Origin of the sequence: Streptomyces sp. NBC_01317 (assembly GCF_035961655.1) — a bacterium.
GTDB lineage: Bacteria > Actinomycetota > Actinomycetes > Streptomycetales > Streptomycetaceae > Streptomyces.
Genome location: NZ_CP108393.1, coordinates 4,892,730 through 4,913,721 on the forward strand (window position 1 = coordinate 4,892,730; position 20,992 = coordinate 4,913,721).

The window sequence follows — 20,992 nt, forward strand, 5'->3', positions numbered from 1 at the left end:
GTGGGGCGCATGGATGCATGGACGGGGGCGCGCGGGCCCGCGGAGGCCGGTTGGCGGGTACGCACCGTCCGTGGTCGGGCACGATGGGACAGGTGCGGCCCACATCAGAGCAAGTACACCCGCATGGCCAAAACACGCCATGTTTCATGAGGTTCCTCTAAATATCGCCGATTCAGCCCAAGCCGCGCATTCTCTGCATTTCTGCCGGGCAGTGATCAGTGAGCTGATCACTGCGGCCACAGGGGGTATCCATTGGCAGCCAGGCCTCTCGTCGCGCGCCAGCCGAACGAACGGCTCCAAGCACTCATCCAGGAAGCCGGGTGCTCCAACGCCGGGCTCGCCCGGCGGGTCAACATGGTCGGAGCCGAGCGCGGCCTCGACCTGCGCTACGACAAGACATCGGTGGCACGGTGGCTGCGCGGGCAGCAGCCGCGCGGCCGGGCGCCCGGCGTCATCGCCGAGGCGCTGGGCCGGAAGCTGAACCGTACGGTCACCATCGACGAGACGGGGATGGCCAACGGCAAGAACCTCGCGTCGGGCGTCGGCCTCCAGTTCGCCCCGACCGTCGTCGGCGCGGTCGAGCAGGTCTGCGAGTTGTGGCGCAGCGACGTGGGGCGCCGCGACTTCCTGTCCGGCTCGGCGGTCGCGTCGTCCGCGCTGGTCGAGCCCAGCAGGGACTGGCTGATCACGGGCGCGGACCCGGCGGTCGCGCGGAACACCGGCGCGCGGGTGGGGGATTCGGACGTCGAGGCGGTCCGGGCCATGACCGTGGCGCTGATCGACCTGGACCACCGCTTCGGCAGCGGCCATGTCCGCCCGGTCCTGGTCCACTACCTGAACAGCGTGGTGTCGGGCCTGCTGTCGGGCTCGTACCGCGAATCGGTCGGCCGCCGGCTCTTCGCCGCCGTCTCCCGGTTGACGGAGCTGGCTGGTTACATGGCGGTCGACACGGGCCAGCCCGGCCTCGCCCAGCGGTACTACATCCAGGCGCTGCGGCTCGCGCAGGCGTCGGGGGACCGGGGGTACGGCGGGTACGTACTGGCCGCGTCCATGAGTCATCTGGCCGCGCAGCTCGGGAATCCGCGGGAGATCGCCCAGTTGGCGAGAGCCGCGCAGGAAGGGGCGCGGGGGCAGGTCCCGCCGCGCGCGCAGGCCATGTTCTACGCGGCGGAGGCGCGGGGGCACGCGCTCATGGGCGATCTGCGCCAGTGCCAGGAGGTCGCGGGCCGGGCGCTCGCGGCGCTGGAGCAGGCGGAGGACGGCTCGGGTGACGACCCCGAGTGGATCGCGCACTTCGACCACGCCTATCTCGCCGACGAGTTGGCGCACTGCTACCGCGACCTGGGCCGGCCGGACGCCGCGGCCCGGCATGCCGGGGACTCGATCGACGGCCATCCGGAGTCCCGGGCACGCCGGCGGGCGATCGGGATGGTCCTGCTCGCCACGGCACAGGTCCAGCAGCGGGAGGTCGAGGAGGCGTGCCGGACGGGTACTCGCGCGATCGAGCTGATGGGGACGCTGCGCTCCAGCCGGGGCGCGGAGTATCTGGACGACCTCCAGCAGCGCCTGGAGCCGTACGGGAGCGAGCCGTCCGTCCGTGAGTTCACGGCCCGGCTGGAGATCCAGGCGGCGTGAGCGCGGGCGTGGGGGCGTGCGTGAACGGGAGCGTGGGGGAGTGGGGGAGTGCGGTGGGGGTAGAAGGGGGCGAAGGTCTGCGGGTGTGAGGGTGTGGTGCATATCAAGTCACCGGCAGAACGGGTGAATTCGGTCGCTACAGCCGTGTCCTGGCGGGACGGAACGGGAGCGGATCCACGGGCGTGGCAGAGCCCGTGATTCACCCGGTAGCGTGAACCGACGATTTCCGTAGGTCCACACGTTCCACGACGTAGGAGTCCCGGTGACGCACAGCGGACAAGGGGACGAGCGGGAGTACCCGGCCGCTCGCCCCGCGCACGAAGGCGTCGTGCTGCCCGGCGACGGCAGCGAGCCCTGGATTCCGCCCAGCGTCGCGGGGGGCGTCGCCGGGGAGCAGGTCGCCCCGGCGGGCGGCCAGCCGTGGGGACAGCCCTGGGGGCCGCAGGACGGCGGCGGACGGCCCGGGACGGAGCCGGGGTACGGCGAGGGCGGCTACGGCGCCCAGCAGCCCCCGGAGCCCCAGCAGCAGGCCGCCCAGCAGCCGTACCAGCCGTACGGGCAGGACCAGGGGCAGCCGCAGGGGTACGGACAGGGCCAGGATCAGGGATACGGGCAGGGTCAGCCGTACGGGCAGGATCAGCAGCCGCCGTACGGTCAAGGTCAGGGCCACCAGAGCCATCAGGACCAGCAGTACGGCCAGAGCGGCCAGAGTTACGGGCAGGGCCAGTCCTACGACCAGGCCCAGGGGTCCCAGGGGTACGGACATCCGCTCCCCGCCGAGACGTCCGCCGCCGGGAACGCCGACGCCACCCAGTTCCTGCCGCCCGTGCCCGCCGCGGGCAGCGCGGACGCCACGCAGTTCATCGCACCGGTCCCGCAGGGCCCCGGCCCCGGCCTGCTGCCCCCGGAGCGTTCCTCGGACGCGACGCAGTTCATCGCACCGGTCCCGGCGCACGGCTCGGACGCGGACGCCACCCAGTTCATCGCCCCAGTACCCGCGCAGGACCCCTCGTACGCGGTGCGCCCCGGCGAGCCCGGCGACCGCCCGCCGCCCGCCGAGTTCGACAACCTCTTCCGTACGGACGACGGCTCGGGCGCCAACTCCACGCAGCAGATGCCCGCGATCGACGTGAGCCGGGGCCGCCCGCCGCAGGGCCGCGCCCCCCAGCCGTACGGTCAGCAGCCCCCCTCCCCTCCCTATGAGCCCCCGCCGGGGCGCGACACGGGCGGCCGCAGGTCGCGCGGCCCGCTGATCGCGGCGGTGGTCGTCGGCTGCGCCGTGCTCGGCTTGGGCGCGGGCGCGCTGATGAGCGGCGGGGACGACGGCCCGCAGGACACCGGGAAGAACGTGGCGTCGGAGAGCACCCCCGCCTCCCAGCCCGCCACCCAGGACGCGGCCGATCCCGTGAAGGCGCAGGCCGAGGGGCTCGACAAGCTGCTGGGCGACAGCAACAACAGCCGCGAGACGGTGATCCGCGCGGTCAACGACATCAAGACGTGCAGCAACCTGGACCAGGCGGCGACCGACCTGCACGACGCGGCGGTGCAGCGCAGGGACCTGGTGACCCGGCTGAAGTCCCTGCCGATCGACAAACTGCCCGACCACCAGGAGCTGGCGTCCTCGTTGACCACGGCCTGGCAGGCGTCGGCCTCCGCCGACGACCACTACGCGCAGTGGGCCCGCGAGGCCCGGACGGGGAAGGGCTGCAAGCAGGGGCGGGCCCGTACCACCCGGGAAGCGGCCAAGGGCAACCAGGCGAGCGGCGAGGCCACGGCGGCCAAGAACAAGGCCTCGGGCCTGTGGAACGGCATCGCGAGCAAGTACGACCTCTCGCAGCGGGATTCGACCCAGCTGTAGCGAAGGGGCCCGGGGGCCCGAGGACCGCGGTCCTCGGGCCCCCGGGCCCCTCGTCGGCCGCGCGCTACGACCCGAGCGTCCTGCCCACGTCCACGAAGCCCTTGCGCTCCGCGATCAGCCGGCCGTCCCGTACCACCTGGAACGTGACGTCCCGGTTCACGATCCGCGGGAAGCCCGGCGCGCCCAGCATGTCCTCGTACCGCCAGCGCAGGGGCGGGGTGAGGCCGCCGGTGTCCACCGTGACGCCCCGGTCCAGCGCGTTGGTGATCTTCCCGGGCGTGATCACGTCCTCATGGATCGACTCGACGACCGTCTTGAGCGCCGTGTACGCGATCCACGTGGTCTGCACCCCCGGGTCCGCCGGGTCGATCGCGTCGTCCTGGAAGGCGTGCTTCTCGATCACGTCCCGCATCGGCTTCCACGCCGGATCCGTCGCCACCGGGTACCAGCCGGTGAGGAGCGCCCCCTCGAAGGGGCCGTTCTTCCCGCCCGTACTGTCGATGAGGGGCTGCCCGACGCTGCCGAGCACCGAGGAGACCCGGACGTTCCTGCCGTCCTCGGGGACCCGGCGGTACGAGTCGAAGAACGTCTCCGTCTTCTCGCCCAGCACCGCCGTCACGCACCCGCCGTCCCCCGCGCGCTCCCGCGCCTGCTCGGCCGGCTTCGTGTAGTCCGTCGCGTCCTCGGCCGCGCGTATGTCCGCCGCCGAGGCCCTGCGCCCGTGGGCCAGACCGGAGTCGAGGAGGTCGGGCAGGTCGTCGCCGGTGATCGTGTCGGGCCGTACGAGCGCGGTGTGGTCGCAGTCGGGGGCGAGCTGCCGCCCGTTGCCCGCGAGGAGGGTCGCCTGACCGCCGTTCACCGGGTACGAGAGGAAGCTGGTGAACTCCTCCTCGGACATGCCGTACCCGCCGATGAAGGGGATCGACGCGGCCTCCAGCGGCGCCATGATCTCCTTGCCGAACTGGCTGTACGAGCCGACCACCGCGACCGCGTCCTCCTTCACCGCCCGGCGCGCGCAGTTGGCGGCGGCCGACGAGTCGTTGCGCTCGTTGCAGGTGAGGACGCGCAGCTCGTGCCCGTCGAGACCGCCCGAGGCGTTGACCCAGCGGGCGTACGCCTTCGCCATGGCCGGCATGCCCGGCATGTTGGTGGCGTTCGTGCCGACGGGCGCGAAGGTCATCACGGTGATGGGGGAGGGCGAACCGCCCGAGGTGCCGGGGATCACACCGCAGCCGGTGATCAGCGAGGCTCCCGCCACCGCCGTACACAGCGCGCGGATCCTCGCGCTCCAGGTATTCGTGTGCGTACGGACAGTGATGGGGCGTCGCCGACCTGTCATAGGTAGAGACCCTTCCGCCTCCTGGGTAACGACGGAGTGAGGGTGCCGCAACATCCGGTGGCGGCGAGGTGAATTGCGGGGGTCGCGATCTCCGTCTGCGGACGGACCGTACGATCAACGACCGTGCAGCAAGGTTCCGAGAACTCTTCCCGTCCTGCCCGTCGCTCCCCCACCATGGGCGGCATGCCGCTCAATGACATGCCGTGGTGGCGCTGGCGCACCAATGTGCGCTCGGCGCTGCATATGCTTTCCGATCCCGTCTTCCACCAGGAGTACTGGCTGCCAGGCCGGGAGGGGTTCGGTGACGTCACCGACGCCGTCTACCGGCTGGTCGAGGACACCTGGCTGGACAACTGGTCCGCCGAGAAATACGTCGGCACCATATTCCGCGACTCCGGAGAGGCCGCGCTGGTCGATCTCGCCGTGCTGCGGGTGCTGCGCATCATGCACCAGGTGGGGGCGGACGCGCCGGTGTCGGCCTATCTGGAGCACCACGGGTGGCCGGAGGCGGTACGGGCGGCCCGCGAGGCGCACGTACGGCTGGCGGCCAGTGACGGCGACGATCCGGACGAGCTGCCGCGCTCGCTGGACGTGTTGCGGATCATGACGCGCAGCGCGTAGGGCCGTCCGGCCCGGGCTCTTCCGCGTGTTGTCCACGTTCTGGCGGAAACCGGCCCGTGCCCGGAGGATGTGGGATCCTCTGACGTCATGACCACCCCCTCGCGAACGCAGCAGTACGTCCTCACGCTGTCCTGCCCGGACAAGCAGGGGATCGTGCACGCCGTGTCGAGCTACCTCTTCATCACCGGCTGCAACATCGAGGACAGCCAGCAGTTCGGGGACCACGACACGGGTCTCTTCTTCATGCGGGTGCACTTCTCGGCCGAGACGCCGGTGACCACCCTGGAGAAGCTGCGGGCGAGCTTCGCCGCCGTGGGCGACGCGTTCCGGATGGACTGGGAGATCCACAACGCCGACCAGCGGATGCGGATCGTGCTGCTCGTCAGCAAGTTCGGGCATTGCCTGAACGACCTGCTCTTCCGGTCCAGGACCGGCGCGCTCCCGGTCGACATCGCCGCCGTGGTCTCCAACCACACCGACTTCGCCGAACTGGTCGCCTCGTACGACATCCCCTTCCACCACATCCCGGTGACCGCCGACACCAAGGCGGAGGCGGAGGCGGAGCTGCTGGAGCTGGTCCGGGCGGAGGAGGTCGAGCTGGTGGTGCTGGCGCGGTACATGCAGGTCATCTCGGACGACCTGTGCAAGCAGCTGAACGGCCGGATCATCAACATCCACCACTCCTTCCTGCCGAGCTTCAAGGGCGCGAAGCCGTACCACCAGGCGCACGCGCGCGGGGTGAAGCTGATCGGCGCGACCGCGCACTACGTGACGGCGGAGCTGGACGAGGGGCCGATCATCGAGCAGGAGGTCGAGCGGGTGGGCCACGGGGTGACACCGGAGCAACTGGTGGCGATCGGGCGCGATGTGGAGTGCCGGGCGCTGGCGCGGGCGGTGAAGTGGCATGCGGAGCGGCGGATCCTGCGGAACGGGCACCGGACGGTCGTTTTCGCCTGAGGCGGTTCCGTGTTGTCCTCAGTCGTCGGACGGGCTTGTTTGTGCGTCTGCCCGGTGCGCTCGGGTGCGGGTTAGTGATTGTCCTCAATCGCCGGACGGGCTTGGTTGTGCCCGCTGCGGCCCGGTGGTTTGGGTGCGGGTTGTTGCCGGGGGCCGGGCAGGGGTCGTGTCCTGCACTGCATGTTTTACGTCGCGTTCGGGACCTTGTTTGGTTCGGGTTCGCCACGCGACACAAAACACGCTCTACGTTCCGGACACGACCCCTGCCCGTCCCCCTTTCACGCCCGCGTCAAGGCAAATCAAGCCTGTCCGGCGTTTGAGGACGCGGTAACCCGCACCCGGCACCGGGCAGAGGCCAAAATCCAGCCTGTCCGGCGTTTGAGGACATTGGTAAGCCGCGCTCGCGTACTGGGCAGAGGCCACACTCCAGCCCGTCCGGCGTTTGAGGACATTGGTAAGCCGCGCGCGCACCGGGCAGGGGCACCATCCAGCCCGTCCGGCGTTTGAGGACGTTGGTAAGCGGCACTGTCCACCGGGCGGAGGCGAGGCTCCCCGGGCCGGCGGGGTCGTTCGGCTCACCCTCGGCGTGAGGGGGGTGGGGTCGGAGGAGGTGCGTGTGTCCGGACGTAAAGCGTGTTTTGTGGCGCGTGGCTACCGGTGAACTGGACGAGTTCCTGAGGCGCCGTAAAACATGCAGTCCGGACATACGTACCTCCGCAGGCCCCGGCCCCCGTCACCACGACAAACCCAGCCCGTCCGGCGATTGAGGACAATCAGTAAGCGCAACGGACACCGGGCAGAGGCCACCGCCTAGAGGCGGCTCATCGACGCCGCCGCGAGCAGGACATCCCTGATCGCCTCGCGGTCACCGTCCTGCCCCGCCGCCGCTTCCTCCGGCGACACGTGGCCCGCCACGAGCTGGCAGAACTCCACGCCGTCCAGGGCGATCTGGGCCACGGCCAGCTCGCGGGAGCCGACGGCGGCGGGGGAGTCGAGCGGGATGTACCAGTCCCCGCCGCCCGGGCCCTCGACCTCCAGGTGCAGCGACCGGCCGGGAGCGCCGGGCATCACCAGCCCCTGGGCGGGGGAGGCGAGACCGCCCCGGCGGCGCGCGGCGAGGGCGGCGGGCAGCAGCCGGGCCGCCAGGTCGACCATCCGGTGCAGATGAGGTCCCGAGGGCGGGTCGTACGGATAGTCCACCGCCTCCGCGATGTCCCCGCCGTGCACCCAGCACTCGAAGGCGCGGTCGAGCAGCGCGTCCCGCAGGGGCAGCGCGAAGTCCCCGTACGACACGGACAGTTCGGCGGCCCCGCGCCCGGCGAAGGACACCGTGCGGATGAGGGTGTGGCTCTGCTCGCGCCACGGGCCCCGGACGGTGGGGGCGGTCGGGAACGCGGAGTCGCGCCAGAAGCGCGCCGTACGGTCCGCCGGAGCCACGGGCACGGGCGCGCCGAGCGATTCGCCGAGCGGGGCCGCGAGCGGGTCGTCCAGCCCGAGGGCGGCGGAGACCAGGCCGTCCACGGCCATCAGATGGCCGATGACCCCGGCGACGGTTGTCCTCCGCGACGCGGTCCGCTCGTCCTGGAACCACTTGAGCGTCACCGGCGCACGCCACTCGTCGTCGCCGAAGTCCCGCAGCAGCGCGTCGAGCCGGGCGGTCTCGGCGTCGTACGAAGCGGCCCAGCCGGGCACGGGGATGCGGGCGGGGCGCCGGCCGAGACAGTTCTCCAGCACCCGGGAGCGGAGCATCGGGTCGAGATCGAGGCTGCGGTCGTCCTGGAGCAGCCCGACGGCGTCTCTCAGCCGCAGGGCCTCGTCGGCGCAGGGGGCGCATTCGGTGAGGTGCGCCTCGACCAGGTCGGTCTCCTCGGCCGAGCAGGCGGAGAGCGCCCAGGCGCCGAGGAGCGACTTGAGCACCTGGTGCGACAGGCCCTCGTGCCGCTTGCCGGCCCGGTCGGAGGCGGACGTACCGCCGGATGCGGGTGGGCCGTCGGACGGGGACGTACCGCCGGACTGGGGTGGGCCGCCGGGCTCGGGTGGGTCGGCAGGCTCCGGGGGATCCGGGTGCGCGGGCAGGGCAGGCATGGGCGCGGGCGGGCCAAGCGTGCCGGGCCCTGCCGGCTGCGCAGGCCGGGTCATCGGCCCCGGCTCCAGGTCGTCGGGGGCCGCGCGCGGACCCGGCAGCCAGGGCAAACGCCTCTGGCGGCCACCCGGCCCGTCGGGCCCGGCCCGCCCGTCACCGCGGTCGCCGTCCAGCGGGCCGGTCACAGGGAGCGTCCGTTCCCCGGAGGCGAGAAGCCCTCCAGCGCTTGAGTGTTGGCCGTGGAGAGCAGTTGCAGTCCCAGCCTCAGCCGGCGGCGTGCCTCGTCCTCCGTGACCCCGAGGTCCGCCGCGGTCTGGCGGTAGTCCCTGCGCTGGAAATAAGCCAGTTCCAGCGCGTCCCGCAAGGACGTGGGCATCGAGCTGACTATGTAGTCCGCGCGGGCCGCCGCGGCGGCCCGGCGCACCTTCAGCTCCAGCTCCGCCAGCCCCTCCGCCGTGTCCTGACCGGCCGCCTCGTACGCGGCGGACTCGGTCTGCCGGAGCCGCTCCACGGCCTTCTGCCGGGCGAGCCTGGCCACCCACGACCGCAGGGAGCCCTGCCGGGGGTCGTACGCGTCCGGGTTCTCCCACACGTGCCCGAAGACCTCGCGGGTGACGCGGTCCGCGTCCGCGTCGTCGTCCAGCACCCGGTGGGCGAGGCTGTGCACCAGCGACGCGAACCGGTCGTACAGCTCACCGAGCGCGGCGGCCTCGCCCCGCGAGAGCCGCTGCTGCATCCTGCGGTCCCAGCGGGGCGGTGTCTCCTTCGCCATGCGACCCCCACCCCTGTCCTCGGCCTGCCGGCCGTGCCGCTGCCTCTGCCCCGCTTCCGCTTCTACCGTTTCTCTTCTTCCGCTTCCGTGTCACTGTCCCCCATGACGCGGCAGCCCGCTGCCTCTTCGAATGTAGTCGGCGGGACCGACAACGCACGCCCCTTTACGTCAAGTGCGCCCCTCTTCGGCCGGGTGGAGTCGGGATCGCGCCACTCTTCATCGATCTCGTTTGGCGGAGATGAGGCAGGGAAACGCCCCAGTCCATGGGGGAGCTGGAGGAGAGCCCCGGAATCCCCCACAAACTGAAGAGAGGGGTTCGGGCACGTGACGCTCAAGGTGGACGAGACCGAGCGGGGACCGTGGACCGTGTTCTGCATCACAGGCGAGCTGGACCTCATCACCTCCCCCGAGATCCGCCAGCGGGTCCATGACGCCGTCGCGGCGGGTCGCCACGCGCTGGTGCTCGACCTCTCGCAGGTCTTCTTCTGCGACTCCAGCGGGGTCGGCGTCCTGATCGCGGCCCGCCGGCTGATCCGCTCCTGCGGGGGCAGTCTGCACATCGTCCTGCCGGCCCGGGGCGCGGAGGAGGGATCCCATGTCAACCGGGTCCTCGCCGCCCTCGGCGTCCGGCGTCTGTTCCAGATCTACCCCGATGTGGCGAGCGCCGTGGAGGTCCGGGCCAGGCCGTTGTCCGCCTGACCCCCCACACGACGGCGGTCCGTCGTCGTACGCTCCCGCCATGGACAGCACAGAGTACGAGGGCAAGATCGCCCGCCGGTTCGCGGCCTTCGACCAGGACGGCAACGGTTTCATCGACCGCGAGGACTTCAGCGGCGCCGCGGCGCACCTGCTCGCCGAGTTCGGTGTGACGGCACGTTCCGACAAGGGGCAGGCGCTCTACAGCGGGGCCGAGGCGTTCTGGCAGGGCATGGCGGGCATCGCGGACGTCGACGGCGACCAGCGTGTCAGCAAGCAGGAGTTCATCACCGGTGCGGTGAAGCGGCTGCGCGACAGCCCGCAGCGGTTCGCCGAGATCGCCCGGCCGTTCCTGCACGCGGTGATCGCCGTGGCCGACGAGGACGGTGACGGCGTCACCCCGGCGGCGGCCGAGCGCGCGCTGCGCGTCCTGGGTGTCGCCCCGGACGCCGCCGCGCTGGCGGCCGCCGCCCTCGACGCGGACGGCGACGGGCGGATCCAGGAGGACGAGATCCTCACCGGCTTCGCGGCGTACTACGTCACGCCCGAGCCCTGACAGTGCCGGGGCCGGCCGACCACCCGGCCCCCACCTGTGCCCGACGGCTCTGAGAGGGCGCCGGTGCCCGGCGCTCCGACACCGGGCCGACACCGGGTCGACCGCGCCCAAAAGCTCTGGCCTCAGCACTCTTTTGCGTCACCCTGTGTGGTGAGCGCCCGCGCTCCGAGGTCGATACCGGGTTGTGTCCTTACGGCGGGCCGTCACGGCCCGGAGTCGCGCGGGTGCTCCGGTACGCTCGCTCGGGTGCGAGAGGTCCTGAGGCGCGAGGGTCGCGGTGCTGCCGGTACGGCGGCGCCGGAAGCCCGAATGCGCGCCGCTCGCACGCCGTCAGGGCGCCGTGCGCGCCCGTGTTCGACTCCCCGTGACGTGCGTCGCACAGTATGCACCACGCGTACTCCTTCGCGCTGGAATATGCCCGAAGCGCTTGTTGCGGTGACTGTACGTCAACCATGCTGTGTCGCAAGGGAATCACGTTCTGTGACCTTGTTGAGGACCTTGTCGACGCGCGAGGCGATGTGTCCGCCGGTTCGGATGGTGTGAGCGGTGCAGGTGCTTCTGGTTCAGTTGGAGGTTGGGCCCGATCCCGCGGAGGTGGGGCGGGCCCGTCGGTGGGCCCGGTCGAGGCTCGTGGGTTCCGGGATGGAGGATGACGAGCCGGTCGCGGAGACGCTGATCCTGCTGATCTCCGAGCTGGTGACCAATGCCGTGGTGCACACGGGCTGTCCGGCCGTGCTGCGGATGCTCTTCGGCTCGGGCGCGGCGGAGGCGGGGACCGTACGGGTCGAGGTCGCGGACTCCAGCGCCTGCCCGCCGCGCCCGCGCCACGCGACCAGCGAGGCCACCAACGGCCGCGGTCTCGAACTGGTCGACGGACTCGCCGACCGGTGGGGCTGGCAGCCGGAGGGAGCGGGCAAGCGCATCTGGTGCGAAGTGGACCGATGTACGCCGCAGTCGGCGACGGGATCGGATGCGGGTACGGGGACAGCGGCGGGTACGGCGGCGGGGACACCCGAACCGCCCCGCGCGGCCCTCGCGGCCGAGGCCACTCCGCCGCCACCCCCGGCCGTCACCTCCCGGCCCGCCAGGCCGCCGGCCCCCCTCTCCCCGCCTCCCCCTTCGAAGGTCCCGGCCTCTCCGGCGCCCGCGCCCGCCTACCGGTCGTCGCGGGCCGTGACCCGTACGGCATGAGGCGTACGCGCGGGAGCGGGAGCCCCCGGGTCACCCGGCGGGTGCCGCTCCCGCCCGGAACGTACGGCGGTAGACCGTCGGCGCGACACCCAGCGCCGACTGGAGGTGCTGGCGCATCGACTGGGCCGTGCCGAAGCCGGCGTCCCGCGCCACCTGGTCGACGGAGAGATCCGTCGACTCCAGCAGGTGCCGGGCCAGTTCGACCCGCTGCCGCACCAGCCACTGCCCCGGGCTGATCCCCGTCTCCTCACGGAAGCGGCGCGTGAACGTCCGTACGGACATGGACTGTTGCTCCGCCATGTCCCGGAGCTGGATCGGTTCGTGGAGGCGTACCAGCGCCCAGGTCCTCGCCCCGGTGGTGGAGGCCAACTGCGGCTCGGGCAGGGGCCGTTCGATGTACTGGGCCTGTCCGCCGTCCCGGTGCGGGGGGACGACCGTCCGGCGCGCCACGTCGTTGGCGACCGCCGTGCCGTGGTCGCGCCGCACGATGTGCAGGCAGAGATCGATCCCCGCCGCGACCCCCGCCGAGGTCAGCACGTCCCCGTCGTCCACGAACAGGACGTCCGCGTCCACCTTGACCTGCGGGAAGAGCCGCTGGAAGTGGGCAGCGCTGGACCAGTGGGTGGTGGCGGGGCGGCCGTCGAGGAACCCGGCCGCCGCCAGCACGAAGCCGCCCGTGCAGATGGAGACCAGCCGGGTGCCGGGCCGCAGGTGCGCGAAGGCGGCGGCCAACTCCTCGGTGAGACGGCCCTCGTCGTAGACCGGACCCAGCTCGTACGAGGCCGGGACGATCACGGTGTCGGCGGTGGCGAGCGCCTCGGGCCCGTTCTCGACGAGGATCGAGAAGTCCGAATCGGTACGTACGGGTCCCGGGGGCCGGACCGAGCACGTGACGACCTCGTACAGCGGCCTGCCTTCCGCGTCGGCCGGGCGGCCGAAGATCCGGTGGGGGATGCCGAGTTCGAAGGGGAGCAGCCCTTCGAGGGCCAGTACGACGACGCGGTGGGGCGGTCGGTCCTGCATGGCGCTCTCTCCTGTCGGGTCGCTGTCCGGTCGTTGCCCGGCTGCCGTTCCGTGGTCCGCGTGCTGGATACCCCCTGGTGGTCCAGACCAGTTCCTTGATATCTGTCCCTTCTGTGACCCACAAGTCTGTGACCCACCCACACATAACGGCCCAGGCCTCCCCCGAACCGCTGCCGGCCCCGCCGGACGACCACGACGTCGACCCGGGGGCCACGCTCTGGAACCGTAACTTCCGGCTCTTCTTCCTCGCCCGTACCGTGGCCCGCTTCGGCGACGGCATGGTGCCCGTCGCCCTCGCGGCGGGGCTGCTCGACACCGGGCACGGCGCCTCGGCCGTCAGCTTCGCGCTCGGCTCGTGGATGGTGTGTTTCGCCGGGTTCGTGATCGTCGGCGGGGTGCTGGCCGACCGCTTCACCCCGCGCCGGATGATGGTCCTCGCCGATGTGGTGCGGCTGGTCAGCACAGTGGTCCTGGCCGGCGCGTTCGCCTCCGGGGCGCCGCCGCTCTGGCTGGTGTACGCGCTGAGCGCCCTCAACGGCCTCGGCGCCGCCGTCTTCCAGCCCGGTGTGGCCAGCATGCTGCCGCTGATGGCGCCCGACGTGCAGCGCGGCAACGCGGTGCTGCGGGTCGCGGAGTCGGTGACCGCGATGGCGGGTCCCGCGATCGCGGGCGCGCTGGCCGGGTTCGGCGGCCCCGGCATGATCTTCGGGGTCAACGCGGCGACCTTCGGGATCAGCGGGATCTGTTTCCTCTTCATCCGGATGGATTCCATGGAGCCGGTGAAGGGGGAGTCGATGCTCTCCGAACTCGTCGGCGGCTGGCGGGAGTTCCGGGCCCGTTCCTGGCTGTGGGGGGTCATCGCGGTGTGGTCGGTGTACGGCATCACCGTGCTCGGCCCGATCACCCCGCTGGAGGCGGTGGTGGTCACCGACCGGCACAGCTCCGCGATGTACGGGCTGATGATGACCTTCAACGGCGCGGGCGAGGTGGTGGGCGCGCTGATCGCGATGCGGCTGCGGCCCCGCCGGCCGCTCTTCGCGGGGACGTTCGCGCTGTTCGGGGTGATCCCGAACGTGCTGGTGCTCGCGTACGACGTCCCGGTGCCGGTCCTCGCCGGGGGCTTCTTCGTGGGCGGGGTCTCGCTGGCGTTCTGGCTGGTGATGTGGTCGACGACCGTACAGACGCAGATCCCGAACGAGGCGCTCAACCGGCTGCACGCGTACGACGTGGCGGGCTCGCTCATCATGCTGGCGGTGGGCCGGGCGCTGGCCGGCCCGGTGGCGGAGTCGATCGGGGTACGGGACGTGCTGGTCGCGGGAGCGGTGATCAACGTGGGGGTGTGCGGGGTGCTGCTGGCGGCGCGGCCGGTGCGGGGGCTGAGGCGCGTGAAGTGACGTTTCTCCAGGGGTGGCGCCGGGGTCACCGAGCGCATCCTCTTCTCTCCTCCCATGGCCCGATCCTAGCGAACGCTGTCCGTCGGGCCACTCGCCCGTGTCCCCGGCCTCCGAGATCCTGATTGACGTGACACAGACAACCGAACGTTCCGCGGACGACGCTCCCGCGCCCCCGGCGACGGCCACCGGCGCTCCCCGCGCCCCGGGCCGCATCCACCGGGCGTGGTTCGTCGCCGTCGTCACGTTCGTGACGATCGTCGGCGCCGCGGCCTTCGCCTCGCTGCCGGGACTGCTGATCGACCCGCTGCACAAGGAGTTCGACTGGTCGCGCGGCACGATCGGGTTCGCCGTCTCGGTCAACCTGGCGCTGTACGGGCTGACCGCGCCGTTCGCCGCCGCGCTGATGGACCGCTTCGGCATCCGCCGGGTGGTGGCCGTCGCCCTGACGATCATCTCGGTCGGCGCGCTGCTCACGGTCTGGATGACGGCGGCCTGGCAACTCGTCCTGTTCTGGGGCGTCCTGGTCGGCCTCGGCAGCGGCTCGATGGCGCTGGCCTTCGCGGCGACCGTCACCAACCGCTGGTTCGTCGCCAAGCGCGGACTGGTGACCGGCATCCTCACGGCGGCGGGCGCGTCCGGGCAGCTGGTGTTCCTGCCGTTCCTCTCCTGGCTGGTGGAGAACCACGGCTGGCGGCCGGCCTCGATCACGGTCTCGCTCTCCGCGATCGCGGTGGTCCCGTTCGTCTGGCTGCTGCTGCGGGACCACCCGGCGGACGTCGGGCTGGCGGCGTACGGCGCGGAGACCTACGTACCCAAGCCGGGGCCGGTGCCGGGGGCGGCGCGGCGAGCGGTCAAGGTGCTGGTGTCGGCGGCCCGCACCGGGCCGTTCTGGCTGCTGGCCGGGACCTTCGCCATCTGCGGCGCCTCGACCAACGGCCTGGTCAAGACCCACTTCGTACCGGCGGCACACGACCACGGCATGCCGATCACGGCGGCGGCCTCGCTGCTCGCGGTCATCGGGGTCTTCGACGTGATCGGCACGATCGCCTCCGGCTGGTTCACCGACCGCTTCGAGGCGCGGCGGCTGCTGGCGGTCTACTACGCCCTGCGCGGCGTCTCGTTGCTCTTCCTGCCGATGCTGCTGGCGCCGGCCGTGCATCCGCCGATGCTGTTCTTCATCATCTTCTACGGCCTGGACTGGGTCGCCACGGTCCCGCCGACGATCGCCCTGTGCCGCGAGCACTACGGCGAGGACAGCGCGATCGTCTTCGGCTGGGTCCTCGCCTCCCACCAGGTGGGCGCGGCGGTCGTCGCGTTCGCGGGCGGCGTCGCGCGAGACGTCTTCGGCTCGTACGACGTGGTCTGGTACGCGTCGGGCGCGCTGTGCGCGGCGGCGGCGCTGATGGCGCTGGTGATCCGCCGCGTGCCGCCGGTCAAGCCGGCGGTGGTGGCGGTGGCGTGAGAGCGGCGGCGCGCCGGGCGCGGGGCGTGTTGCCGTTCGGGTGCGCCGTCCTACTACTGGGGCGGCGCGGCCTCGGTGCGGGTGTGAGGGGCCGGATCGCGGCTGCGCCGGGGGCGTCCCGAGCGCCTCGCGCCGCGCACGTACAGCGACACCGAGTTCGTACTCGATACGTGCTACGTCGTACGCCTCCCGGCCCCGGCGGACCCACCGGTCACCGGGACAGCGCCTTCGCTATCCGCCGCGCGTCCAGGGACAGTTCGCGGAGCATCCCGCTGATCGGGTTCGTGAAGCCGGTGAAGTGGAGGCCGGGGGCGTCGGGGGCGGTGCGGGAGCCGTGGACGCGGGGGCGGCCCCGGGCGTCCAGGATGTCCAGGTCGCCCACCAGGCCCTCCAGGGCGCGCCGGTAGCCCGTCGCCGCGATCACCACGTCCGGGGCGATCCGGGTGCCGTCCGCGAGGACGACCTTGTCCTTCTCGAAGGACTCCACCGCCGCGACCGGCTCCACCCGGCCCTTGCGGACCGCGTCGACCAGGCCCACGTCCTGCACCGGAATCGCGCCCTCGCGCGCCCGCGACAGCAGGCCCGTGTCCGGCCGGGGCAGGCCCTTCGACGTCAGGTCGGGGAGGGCGATCCGGGCCTGGAGCGAGGCGAGCGGGTCCACGAGCCGGGCCGGCAGGCGGCGGATCAGGATGCCGGACGACTGCGCCGGCCACCCCAGCGTCGAGCGGCGCACGAGGTGCGGGACGGTGCGCACCGCGAGCCGTACCCGCGCCGCGCCGCCCTCGACCAGGTCGACCGCGATCTCCGCGCCCGTGTTGCCGACGCCGACGACCAGCACGTCCTTGCCCGCGTACGGCTGCGCGTCCTGGTACTCGCCCGCGTGCAGCAACTCCCCTTCGTACGCCTCGCGTCCGGGCCAGTCGGGCAGCTTGGGCGTGTGGTTGTAGCCGGTCGCCACGACCACTCCGCGCCCGGTCAGCTGCCGTCCGCCCGTCGCGTGCAGCAACCAGCCGACACCGCCCGGGGCGCGCTCGATCCGCGTGACCTCTACACCGGTGACGATTTCGAGCGTGTGGTGTTCCGCGTACGTCTCCAGGTAGCGGACCACGTCCTCCCGTGCCACCCAACGCCCGGCCGAACGCGGGATCTTGAGCCCCGGGAGTGCCGACTTCCGCCGGGTGGTGTGCAGACGCAGCCGGCTGTAGTGGCGGCGCCAAGAGGCCGCGACGGCCTCGGACCTCTCCAGTACGACGGTACGTACGCCCCGTTCGCGCAGGGCTGCGGCGACGGCGAGCCCACCCGGGCCACCGCCTATGACGTACACGGGCAGGTCGGTGCTGGGGTCGGTGTCGGCGGCCATGTACCGAGCGTAATCGCGACACCAATTGTTTGGTCTCGGTCAAGCCGGGGTTCGGTTGCGAATCGATCACGCGGGGTGGTGAGAGGTCGAGTGGCGAGAGGTTGAATGGGCGCGTGAACCACGACATATACAACGACCGCCGCCGCCTCCCCCCACCGGCCGACATCCTCGGACACGGCCTCCGTCTGCGCCCGTGGCGTACCGGCGACGAGGCCACGCTGGTGCGCGGCCAGACCGACCCCGAGTTCCTGCGCTGGAACACCCCGCTCGTCCCCGTCACCGACGAGGCCGGCGCGGCGGAGCACATCCGCCAGCGCGCGGAGGGCCGGGAGAGCGGCGAGATGGCGCACTTCTGCGTGACCGACGCGGTGGACGGGCGGATCCTCGGCCATGTCGGCCTGGCCCTGATCGACCTGCGGATGCGTAGCGCGCGTGTGGGGTACTGGGTCCTGCCGGAGGCCCGCGGCAAGGGCGTCGCCAGCCGCGCGCTGGCGGTGTGCGGCCGGTGGGGGTTCGAGGAGGTCGGCCTGCACCGGATCGACCTGGGCCACGCGCTGGGCCACGACGCCTCGTGCCGGATCGCGGAGCGGTGCGGTTACCCGTACGAAGGCACCATCAGGGACGGGATGTTCGCCTCCGGCCGTACGGACGCCTTCCAGGACGTCCACCAACACGCCAGGCTGGCCACGGACCCGGACGTACTGCTGGATGTCTCGCTGGGGGGCTGAGACCACGCTCCGGGGCGAGCGCAGCGGGACATCAGGGCCGATGGGGCCGTCAGGGCAGGGCGGTGGCGTGTTCCGCCGAGGGAGCGCGCAGGGTGGTGTCCTCGCTGGGCGGTGTGCCGAACAGGCGGCGGTATTCGCGGCTGAACTGGGAGGGGCTGTCGTAGCCGACGCGGAGGCCGACACCGCTGATGTCGGACGGGCGGCCGGCCAGCAGGAGCCGGGCCTCCTGGAGGCGGATGCGTTTCTGGAACTGGATGGGGCTCATGCCGGTGACCGTCCGGAAGGTGCGGTGGAAGGCGGACGCGCTCATGCCCGCGAGCTGCGCGAGGTCTTCGACGCGGAACGGGTCGGCGAAGTTCTCCCGGATCCGCCGCACCGCGCGGTTGATGTGGGCCAGACCGCTGTCCGCCAGGCCCGGTTGACGGATGGCGCCCCCTTGCTCGCCGCGCAGGAGGTGCCAGAGGATTTCACGTTTGATCATCGGGGCGAGGACCTTGCGGTCGGCCGGCCGGTCCAGGAGCCGCAGCAGGCGTACGACGGCGTCCAGCAGCGGGGGCGGGGCCGTGGAGACCGCGATGCCGGGTGGCGCGGTGGTGTCCGCGGGGGGCGGCAGGTCGTGGGGGTCGGCCGCCAGGAGGAGTTCGGCGAGGACGGCGGGGCTGAGGGTCATGCCGAAGCCGAGGGTGGGCCGCCCGGTGTCCCCGGCGCCGGTGTCCGTGGCGCCGGTGTCCCTGGCGCCGGTGTCCGTGGCGCCGGTGTCTCTGGTGTCCCTGGTGTCGACGACGTGCCCGGTGACGGGCAGATCGGCGGAGGCGACGAGGTACTGGCGGGGCCCGTACTCGTAGCGGTGCTCGCCCAGCGCGAGACGCTTGCGGCCCTGGGCGATCACGGCGAGCACGGTCCCGGACATGCCGGGCGTGGGAGCGTCCGTACGGTCGAACCGGCAGGCCCGGACCCCGTCGATCGCCGTGGTCATGTCGGCGGGCGCCCGCCGGAGCAGGAGAGCGCGCATCTCGTCCAGCGGATCCATGGTGCCGGTGTCGCGCGGAGCGGCCTGGTGACCGCTCACCCGGGCGTCGGCGTCAGAGGTGGGGTTCAGAGGTTCTGCCCGCCGGAGACCTCGATGTCCTGACCGGTGATCCAGCGGCCTTCCTCGGAGACCAGCATCGCGATGACCATGCCCACGTCGTCGGGCTCGCCGACCCGGCCGAGAGCGAACGACTTCGCCAGCTCCGGGATGATCTCGGGGTTCTTGGCGAAGGCGTCACCGGCGAAACGTGTGACGGTCGCGCCCGGGGCGACCGAGTTCACGCGGATGCCCCGGGCGCTGAACTCCTTGGCCATGTAGCGGCTGAGCACGACCAGGGCGCCCTTGAGGGCCGCGTAGACGGAGTATCCCGGCGCGGTCACGTGGGGCAGGGCGGAATTGCTGGTGACGTTGACGACGGCGCCCCCGTCGGCCAGGAGCGGCAGCAGGGCCTGGGTGAGGAAGAAGGGGCCCTTGAACAGACCGCGTGTGAGCCGGTCGAACTCCTCTTCCAGGGCGTCCTCGATCATCGCCATCCCGGCGAATCCGGCGTTGTTGACCAGCTGGTCGAAGGAATCCCGCTCGAAGGTACGGCGCAACACATCGGCCACCTCCGCCCGGAAGGCGGGGAATCCGGCGCTGTCGCCGAGGTCCAGGCGCAGGGCCACGGCGGTACCGCCCTGCTCTTCGATCCGCGCGACGGTGTCCTGGGCCCCGTGCTCGTTGGAGCTGTACGTCAGGATGACGCCGGCGCCCCGCCGGGCGAGGTGAAGAGCCGCGCTCTGCCCGATGCCTGAGCTCGCGCCGGTGACGACGGCCACGTTCATGGGGTGCCTCCTGGGCCTGCGGAGTCCGATTGGCTCCGTACGGGATGTGTCACCCCCAGCCAACCGCCGCCCCCGACCCGGGGAAAGACCGATCCTCCCGGACTCTTGCCCAATCCTCGCGCCCTGTCCGCGAGGACGCCGAGCGTGGGCGTACCGGCGTCGCGTCGCGGAACGAGCGGCGGCCCCGGGTGCGTTCACGTGTCCAAGGGTTTCCCAAGGTTTCCCCAAGGTCTCTTCGCCATGGTTGCCACGTGCCCGAATCAACCAGGGAGACTGAATGAGATCACGAACTGCTGCCGCAGTCGCGGCGGTTGCCGCGGTCGCCGCCATGGCGCTGCCCGCCACCGCCGGTGCGGCCACGGCGGAGGCCTCCGCCGCCACCGCTTCGGCCACCGTTCCCGCCACGTGGATCCACACCGGGGAGACCTTCCCCAACCGAACCTTCTGTGACGGCCGAGCCGCCCAACTCGCCTACCAGGGGCAGCGTCCTCAGTGCCGTGGGCCGATGGCGGACGGCCGCTTCCACCTGTGGGTCTACGTGTAAGCCGCTCCCTCCGCGGGCGTCCCCACTCCTAGTAGTGGGGACGCCATGCTCCCCTGGACACGCCCTAGCGGTGGGAAGGGCTGAACAGGTGTGCCTGCCGCACCCCGGCTTTGCGGAGTTCGTCGGCCACGACGCGCAGTGCGGTGCGGGCCATGTGCGGGTAGATCCCGTCCTTGCAGTCCATCCAGATGCGGGGCACTGTGGCTTCGACGGCGGCGTAGTTGGGACTGTAGGGAGGCGAGGCCTCGTCCCAGAGGACCTCGGCCTCCTCCGGAGAGAGTTCGCGGCCGTCCTCGAACACGCGCATCAGCCGAGGTTTCGCAGCGGTGAGTGCGGTGACCGCGCGGGCCGGTTCGTCCGACTCGACGACGATCCCCCAGTTCTGCACCAGCGCGTCGCCATGGCCCCCAAGGATCCCGAATGCCTCGGGGCCGACCGTGATACCGCCCGGCTCGCTCTCCGTGACCACGGCCCGCCGCATCCACGACGCCGCCTCGTCGCAGTACAGGCAGGCTTCTGCCACGCGCCAGAGCATCTGCGGGCCCGAACCACGAACCGCCTCCTCGAACAGTTCCTGGGCGTGCTCCCACTGCCCTGACTCATGGGCCAGACAGCCCTGCCTGAACGAGGCCTCGGAAGGGTGATCTACAGACTGCGGAAGAGCTTCGGCATCCATGGCCCTTGTCTATCAAGGGGTACTGACATCCCGTCACCGGATTACTGGCAGAGCCGGCGCAGCCGACCTGTCGAACCCCGCCGGCACGCGGTCGGGATCGCCTGTCAGGAGACAGTGTCTCGTCAGCTTCTCCCGCCTACTAGGGTCGTACGGGCCGGGGGAGGTGCGGCGGTGAGGTCGCCGGCCCGGCAGCCGGATTCCGGCCGCCAGGCGGCCGGAATCCGGGAGGATGGCGGGACCGCG

General features: G+C 71.9%; 19 protein-coding genes. 11 read left to right on the top strand and 8 right to left on the bottom strand.

The annotated features are described in order from the left end of the window. Nucleotides 1-252 precede the first annotated feature (252 nt). Complete coding sequence (locus OG349_RS21190; protein WP_327236101.1) at nt 253-1,635, top strand: transcriptional regulator; 1,383 nt, start codon at nt 253-255, stop codon at nt 1,633-1,635. Nucleotides 1,636-1,897: 262 nt separating this feature from the next. Next, entirely contained in the window at nt 1,898-3,493 is a 1,596-nt protein-coding gene (locus OG349_RS21195) for a hypothetical protein (RefSeq protein WP_327236102.1), read from the top strand. 64 nt (nt 3,494-3,557) lie between these two features. Here the strand turns inward: OG349_RS21195 and OG349_RS21200 are convergent, their stop codons facing one another. Then, on the bottom strand, nt 3,558-4,832 hold the full coding sequence (locus OG349_RS21200) for an ABC transporter substrate-binding protein (RefSeq protein ID WP_327236103.1): 1,275 nt from the start codon (nt 4,830-4,832) through the stop codon (nt 3,558-3,560). Between the two features lie 174 nt (nt 4,833-5,006). Here OG349_RS21200 and OG349_RS21205 point away from each other — a divergent pair, with 174 nt between their 5' ends. Together OG349_RS21205 and purU are read left to right on the top strand one after the other, a co-directional pair. Beyond that, complete coding sequence (locus tag OG349_RS21205; protein WP_327238648.1) at nt 5,007-5,453, top strand: SCO4402 family protein; 447 nt, start codon at nt 5,007-5,009, stop codon at nt 5,451-5,453. A gap of 87 nt (nt 5,454-5,540) precedes the next feature. Continuing rightward, complete coding sequence (purU, locus tag OG349_RS21210) at nt 5,541-6,410, top strand: formyltetrahydrofolate deformylase (RefSeq protein WP_327236104.1); 870 nt, start codon at nt 5,541-5,543, stop codon at nt 6,408-6,410. Between the two features lie 810 nt (nt 6,411-7,220). Here the strand turns inward: purU and OG349_RS21215 are convergent. After that, nucleotides 7,221-8,495, bottom strand: coding sequence for a zf-HC2 domain-containing protein (locus OG349_RS21215; RefSeq protein WP_442806282.1), 1,275 nt, complete (start codon nt 8,493-8,495; stop codon nt 7,221-7,223). A 179-nt stretch (nt 8,496-8,674) separates the two neighbouring features. Further along, a complete protein-coding gene (locus tag OG349_RS21220) occupies nt 8,675-9,265 on the bottom strand; it encodes a sigma-70 family RNA polymerase sigma factor (RefSeq protein ID WP_327236105.1) in 591 nt (196 codons plus the stop codon). Nucleotides 9,266-9,589: 324 nt separating this feature from the next. On the opposite strand from OG349_RS21220, the gene OG349_RS21225 reads away from it, so the two are divergent. The 3 genes from OG349_RS21225 to OG349_RS34865 all read left to right on the top strand — a co-directional run bounded on the left by OG349_RS21225 (nt 9,590) and on the right by OG349_RS34865 (nt 11,708). Next, nucleotides 9,590-9,964, top strand: coding sequence for an STAS domain-containing protein (locus OG349_RS21225; RefSeq protein ID WP_327236106.1), 375 nt, complete (start codon nt 9,590-9,592; stop codon nt 9,962-9,964). A 40-nt stretch (nt 9,965-10,004) separates the two neighbouring features. Continuing rightward, nucleotides 10,005-10,517 (top strand): EF-hand domain-containing protein, encoded by a 513-nt coding sequence (locus OG349_RS21230; RefSeq protein WP_327236107.1) that lies wholly within the window; start codon nt 10,005-10,007, stop codon nt 10,515-10,517. Between the two features lie 546 nt (nt 10,518-11,063). Beyond that, nucleotides 11,064-11,708 carry an ATP-binding protein gene (locus tag OG349_RS34865; protein ID WP_442806283.1) on the top strand — a complete coding sequence of 215 codons (645 nt, stop codon included), beginning with the start codon at nt 11,064-11,066 and terminating at the stop codon, nt 11,706-11,708. A 30-nt stretch (nt 11,709-11,738) separates the two neighbouring features. Here OG349_RS34865 and OG349_RS21240 read toward each other — a convergent pair whose 3' ends face one another. Then, nucleotides 11,739-12,731, bottom strand: a complete 993-nt coding sequence (locus OG349_RS21240) for a GlxA family transcriptional regulator (RefSeq protein WP_327236108.1) — start codon at nt 12,729-12,731, stop codon at nt 11,739-11,741. 128 nt (nt 12,732-12,859) lie between these two features. Here OG349_RS21240 and OG349_RS21245 point away from each other — a divergent pair, with 128 nt between their 5' ends. Both OG349_RS21245 and OG349_RS21250 read left to right on the top strand, forming a co-directional pair. Continuing rightward, nucleotides 12,860-14,125, top strand: a complete 1,266-nt coding sequence (locus tag OG349_RS21245) for an MFS transporter (RefSeq protein WP_327236109.1) — start codon at nt 12,860-12,862, stop codon at nt 14,123-14,125. A gap of 127 nt (nt 14,126-14,252) precedes the next feature. Next, on the top strand, nt 14,253-15,587 hold the full coding sequence (locus tag OG349_RS21250) for an MFS transporter (protein WP_442806284.1): 1,335 nt from the start codon (nt 14,253-14,255) through the stop codon (nt 15,585-15,587). Between the two features lie 211 nt (nt 15,588-15,798). Here the strand turns inward: OG349_RS21250 and OG349_RS21255 are convergent, their stop codons facing one another. Continuing rightward, complete coding sequence (locus tag OG349_RS21255) at nt 15,799-16,947, bottom strand: flavin-containing monooxygenase (RefSeq protein ID WP_327236110.1); 1,149 nt, start codon at nt 16,945-16,947, stop codon at nt 15,799-15,801. Nucleotides 16,948-17,060: 113 nt separating this feature from the next. On the opposite strand from OG349_RS21255, the gene OG349_RS21260 reads away from it, so the two are divergent. Next, nucleotides 17,061-17,675 (top strand): GNAT family N-acetyltransferase, encoded by a 615-nt coding sequence (locus OG349_RS21260; protein WP_327236111.1) that lies wholly within the window; start codon nt 17,061-17,063, stop codon nt 17,673-17,675. Nucleotides 17,676-17,724: 49 nt separating this feature from the next. On the opposite strand, the gene OG349_RS21265 is transcribed toward OG349_RS21260, so the two are convergent. Then, nucleotides 17,725-18,705, bottom strand: a complete 981-nt coding sequence (locus OG349_RS21265) for an AraC family transcriptional regulator (RefSeq protein ID WP_327238651.1) — start codon at nt 18,703-18,705, stop codon at nt 17,725-17,727. A 65-nt stretch (nt 18,706-18,770) separates the two neighbouring features. Further along, nucleotides 18,771-19,529 carry an SDR family NAD(P)-dependent oxidoreductase gene (locus OG349_RS21270; RefSeq protein WP_327236112.1) on the bottom strand — a complete coding sequence of 253 codons (759 nt, stop codon included), beginning with the start codon at nt 19,527-19,529 and terminating at the stop codon, nt 18,771-18,773. A 277-nt stretch (nt 19,530-19,806) separates the two neighbouring features. On the opposite strand from OG349_RS21270, the gene OG349_RS21275 reads away from it, so the two are divergent. Continuing rightward, nucleotides 19,807-20,073, top strand: coding sequence for a hypothetical protein (locus tag OG349_RS21275; RefSeq protein WP_327236113.1), 267 nt, complete (start codon nt 19,807-19,809; stop codon nt 20,071-20,073). Nucleotides 20,074-20,137: 64 nt separating this feature from the next. Here OG349_RS21275 and OG349_RS21280 read toward each other — a convergent pair whose 3' ends face one another. Further along, on the bottom strand, nt 20,138-20,749 hold the full coding sequence (locus tag OG349_RS21280) for a hypothetical protein (protein ID WP_327236114.1): 612 nt from the start codon (nt 20,747-20,749) through the stop codon (nt 20,138-20,140). Nucleotides 20,750-20,992 lie beyond the last annotated feature (243 nt).

What these genes read in the sequence shown, in the direction of transcription:
- OG349_RS21255 (WP_327236110.1), bottom strand. Translation starts at nt 16,947, where the DNA reads ATGGCCGCCGACACCGACCCCAGCACCGACCTGCCCGTGTACGTCATA.
- OG349_RS21200 (WP_327236103.1), bottom strand. Translation starts at nt 4,832, where the DNA reads ATGACAGGTCGGCGACGCCCCATCACTGTCCGTACGCACACGAATACC.
- OG349_RS21230 (WP_327236107.1), top strand. Translation starts at nt 10,005, where the DNA reads ATGGACAGCACAGAGTACGAGGGCAAGATCGCCCGCCGGTTCGCGGCC.
- OG349_RS21205 (WP_327238648.1), top strand. Translation starts at nt 5,007, where the DNA reads ATGGGCGGCATGCCGCTCAATGACATGCCGTGGTGGCGCTGGCGCACC.
- purU (WP_327236104.1), top strand. Translation starts at nt 5,541, where the DNA reads ATGACCACCCCCTCGCGAACGCAGCAGTACGTCCTCACGCTGTCCTGC.
- OG349_RS21275 (WP_327236113.1), top strand. Translation starts at nt 19,807, where the DNA reads ATGAGATCACGAACTGCTGCCGCAGTCGCGGCGGTTGCCGCGGTCGCC.
- OG349_RS21270 (WP_327236112.1), bottom strand. Translation starts at nt 19,529, where the DNA reads ATGAACGTGGCCGTCGTCACCGGCGCGAGCTCAGGCATCGGGCAGAGC.
- OG349_RS21215 (WP_442806282.1), bottom strand. Translation starts at nt 8,495, where the DNA reads ATGCCTGCCCTGCCCGCGCACCCGGATCCCCCGGAGCCTGCCGACCCA.
- OG349_RS21280 (WP_327236114.1), bottom strand. Translation starts at nt 20,749, where the DNA reads ATGGATGCCGAAGCTCTTCCGCAGTCTGTAGATCACCCTTCCGAGGCC.
- OG349_RS21220 (WP_327236105.1), bottom strand. Translation starts at nt 9,265, where the DNA reads ATGGCGAAGGAGACACCGCCCCGCTGGGACCGCAGGATGCAGCAGCGG.
- OG349_RS21265 (WP_327238651.1), bottom strand. Translation starts at nt 18,705, where the DNA reads ATGGATCCGCTGGACGAGATGCGCGCTCTCCTGCTCCGGCGGGCGCCC.
- OG349_RS21240 (WP_327236108.1), bottom strand. Translation starts at nt 12,731, where the DNA reads ATGCAGGACCGACCGCCCCACCGCGTCGTCGTACTGGCCCTCGAAGGG.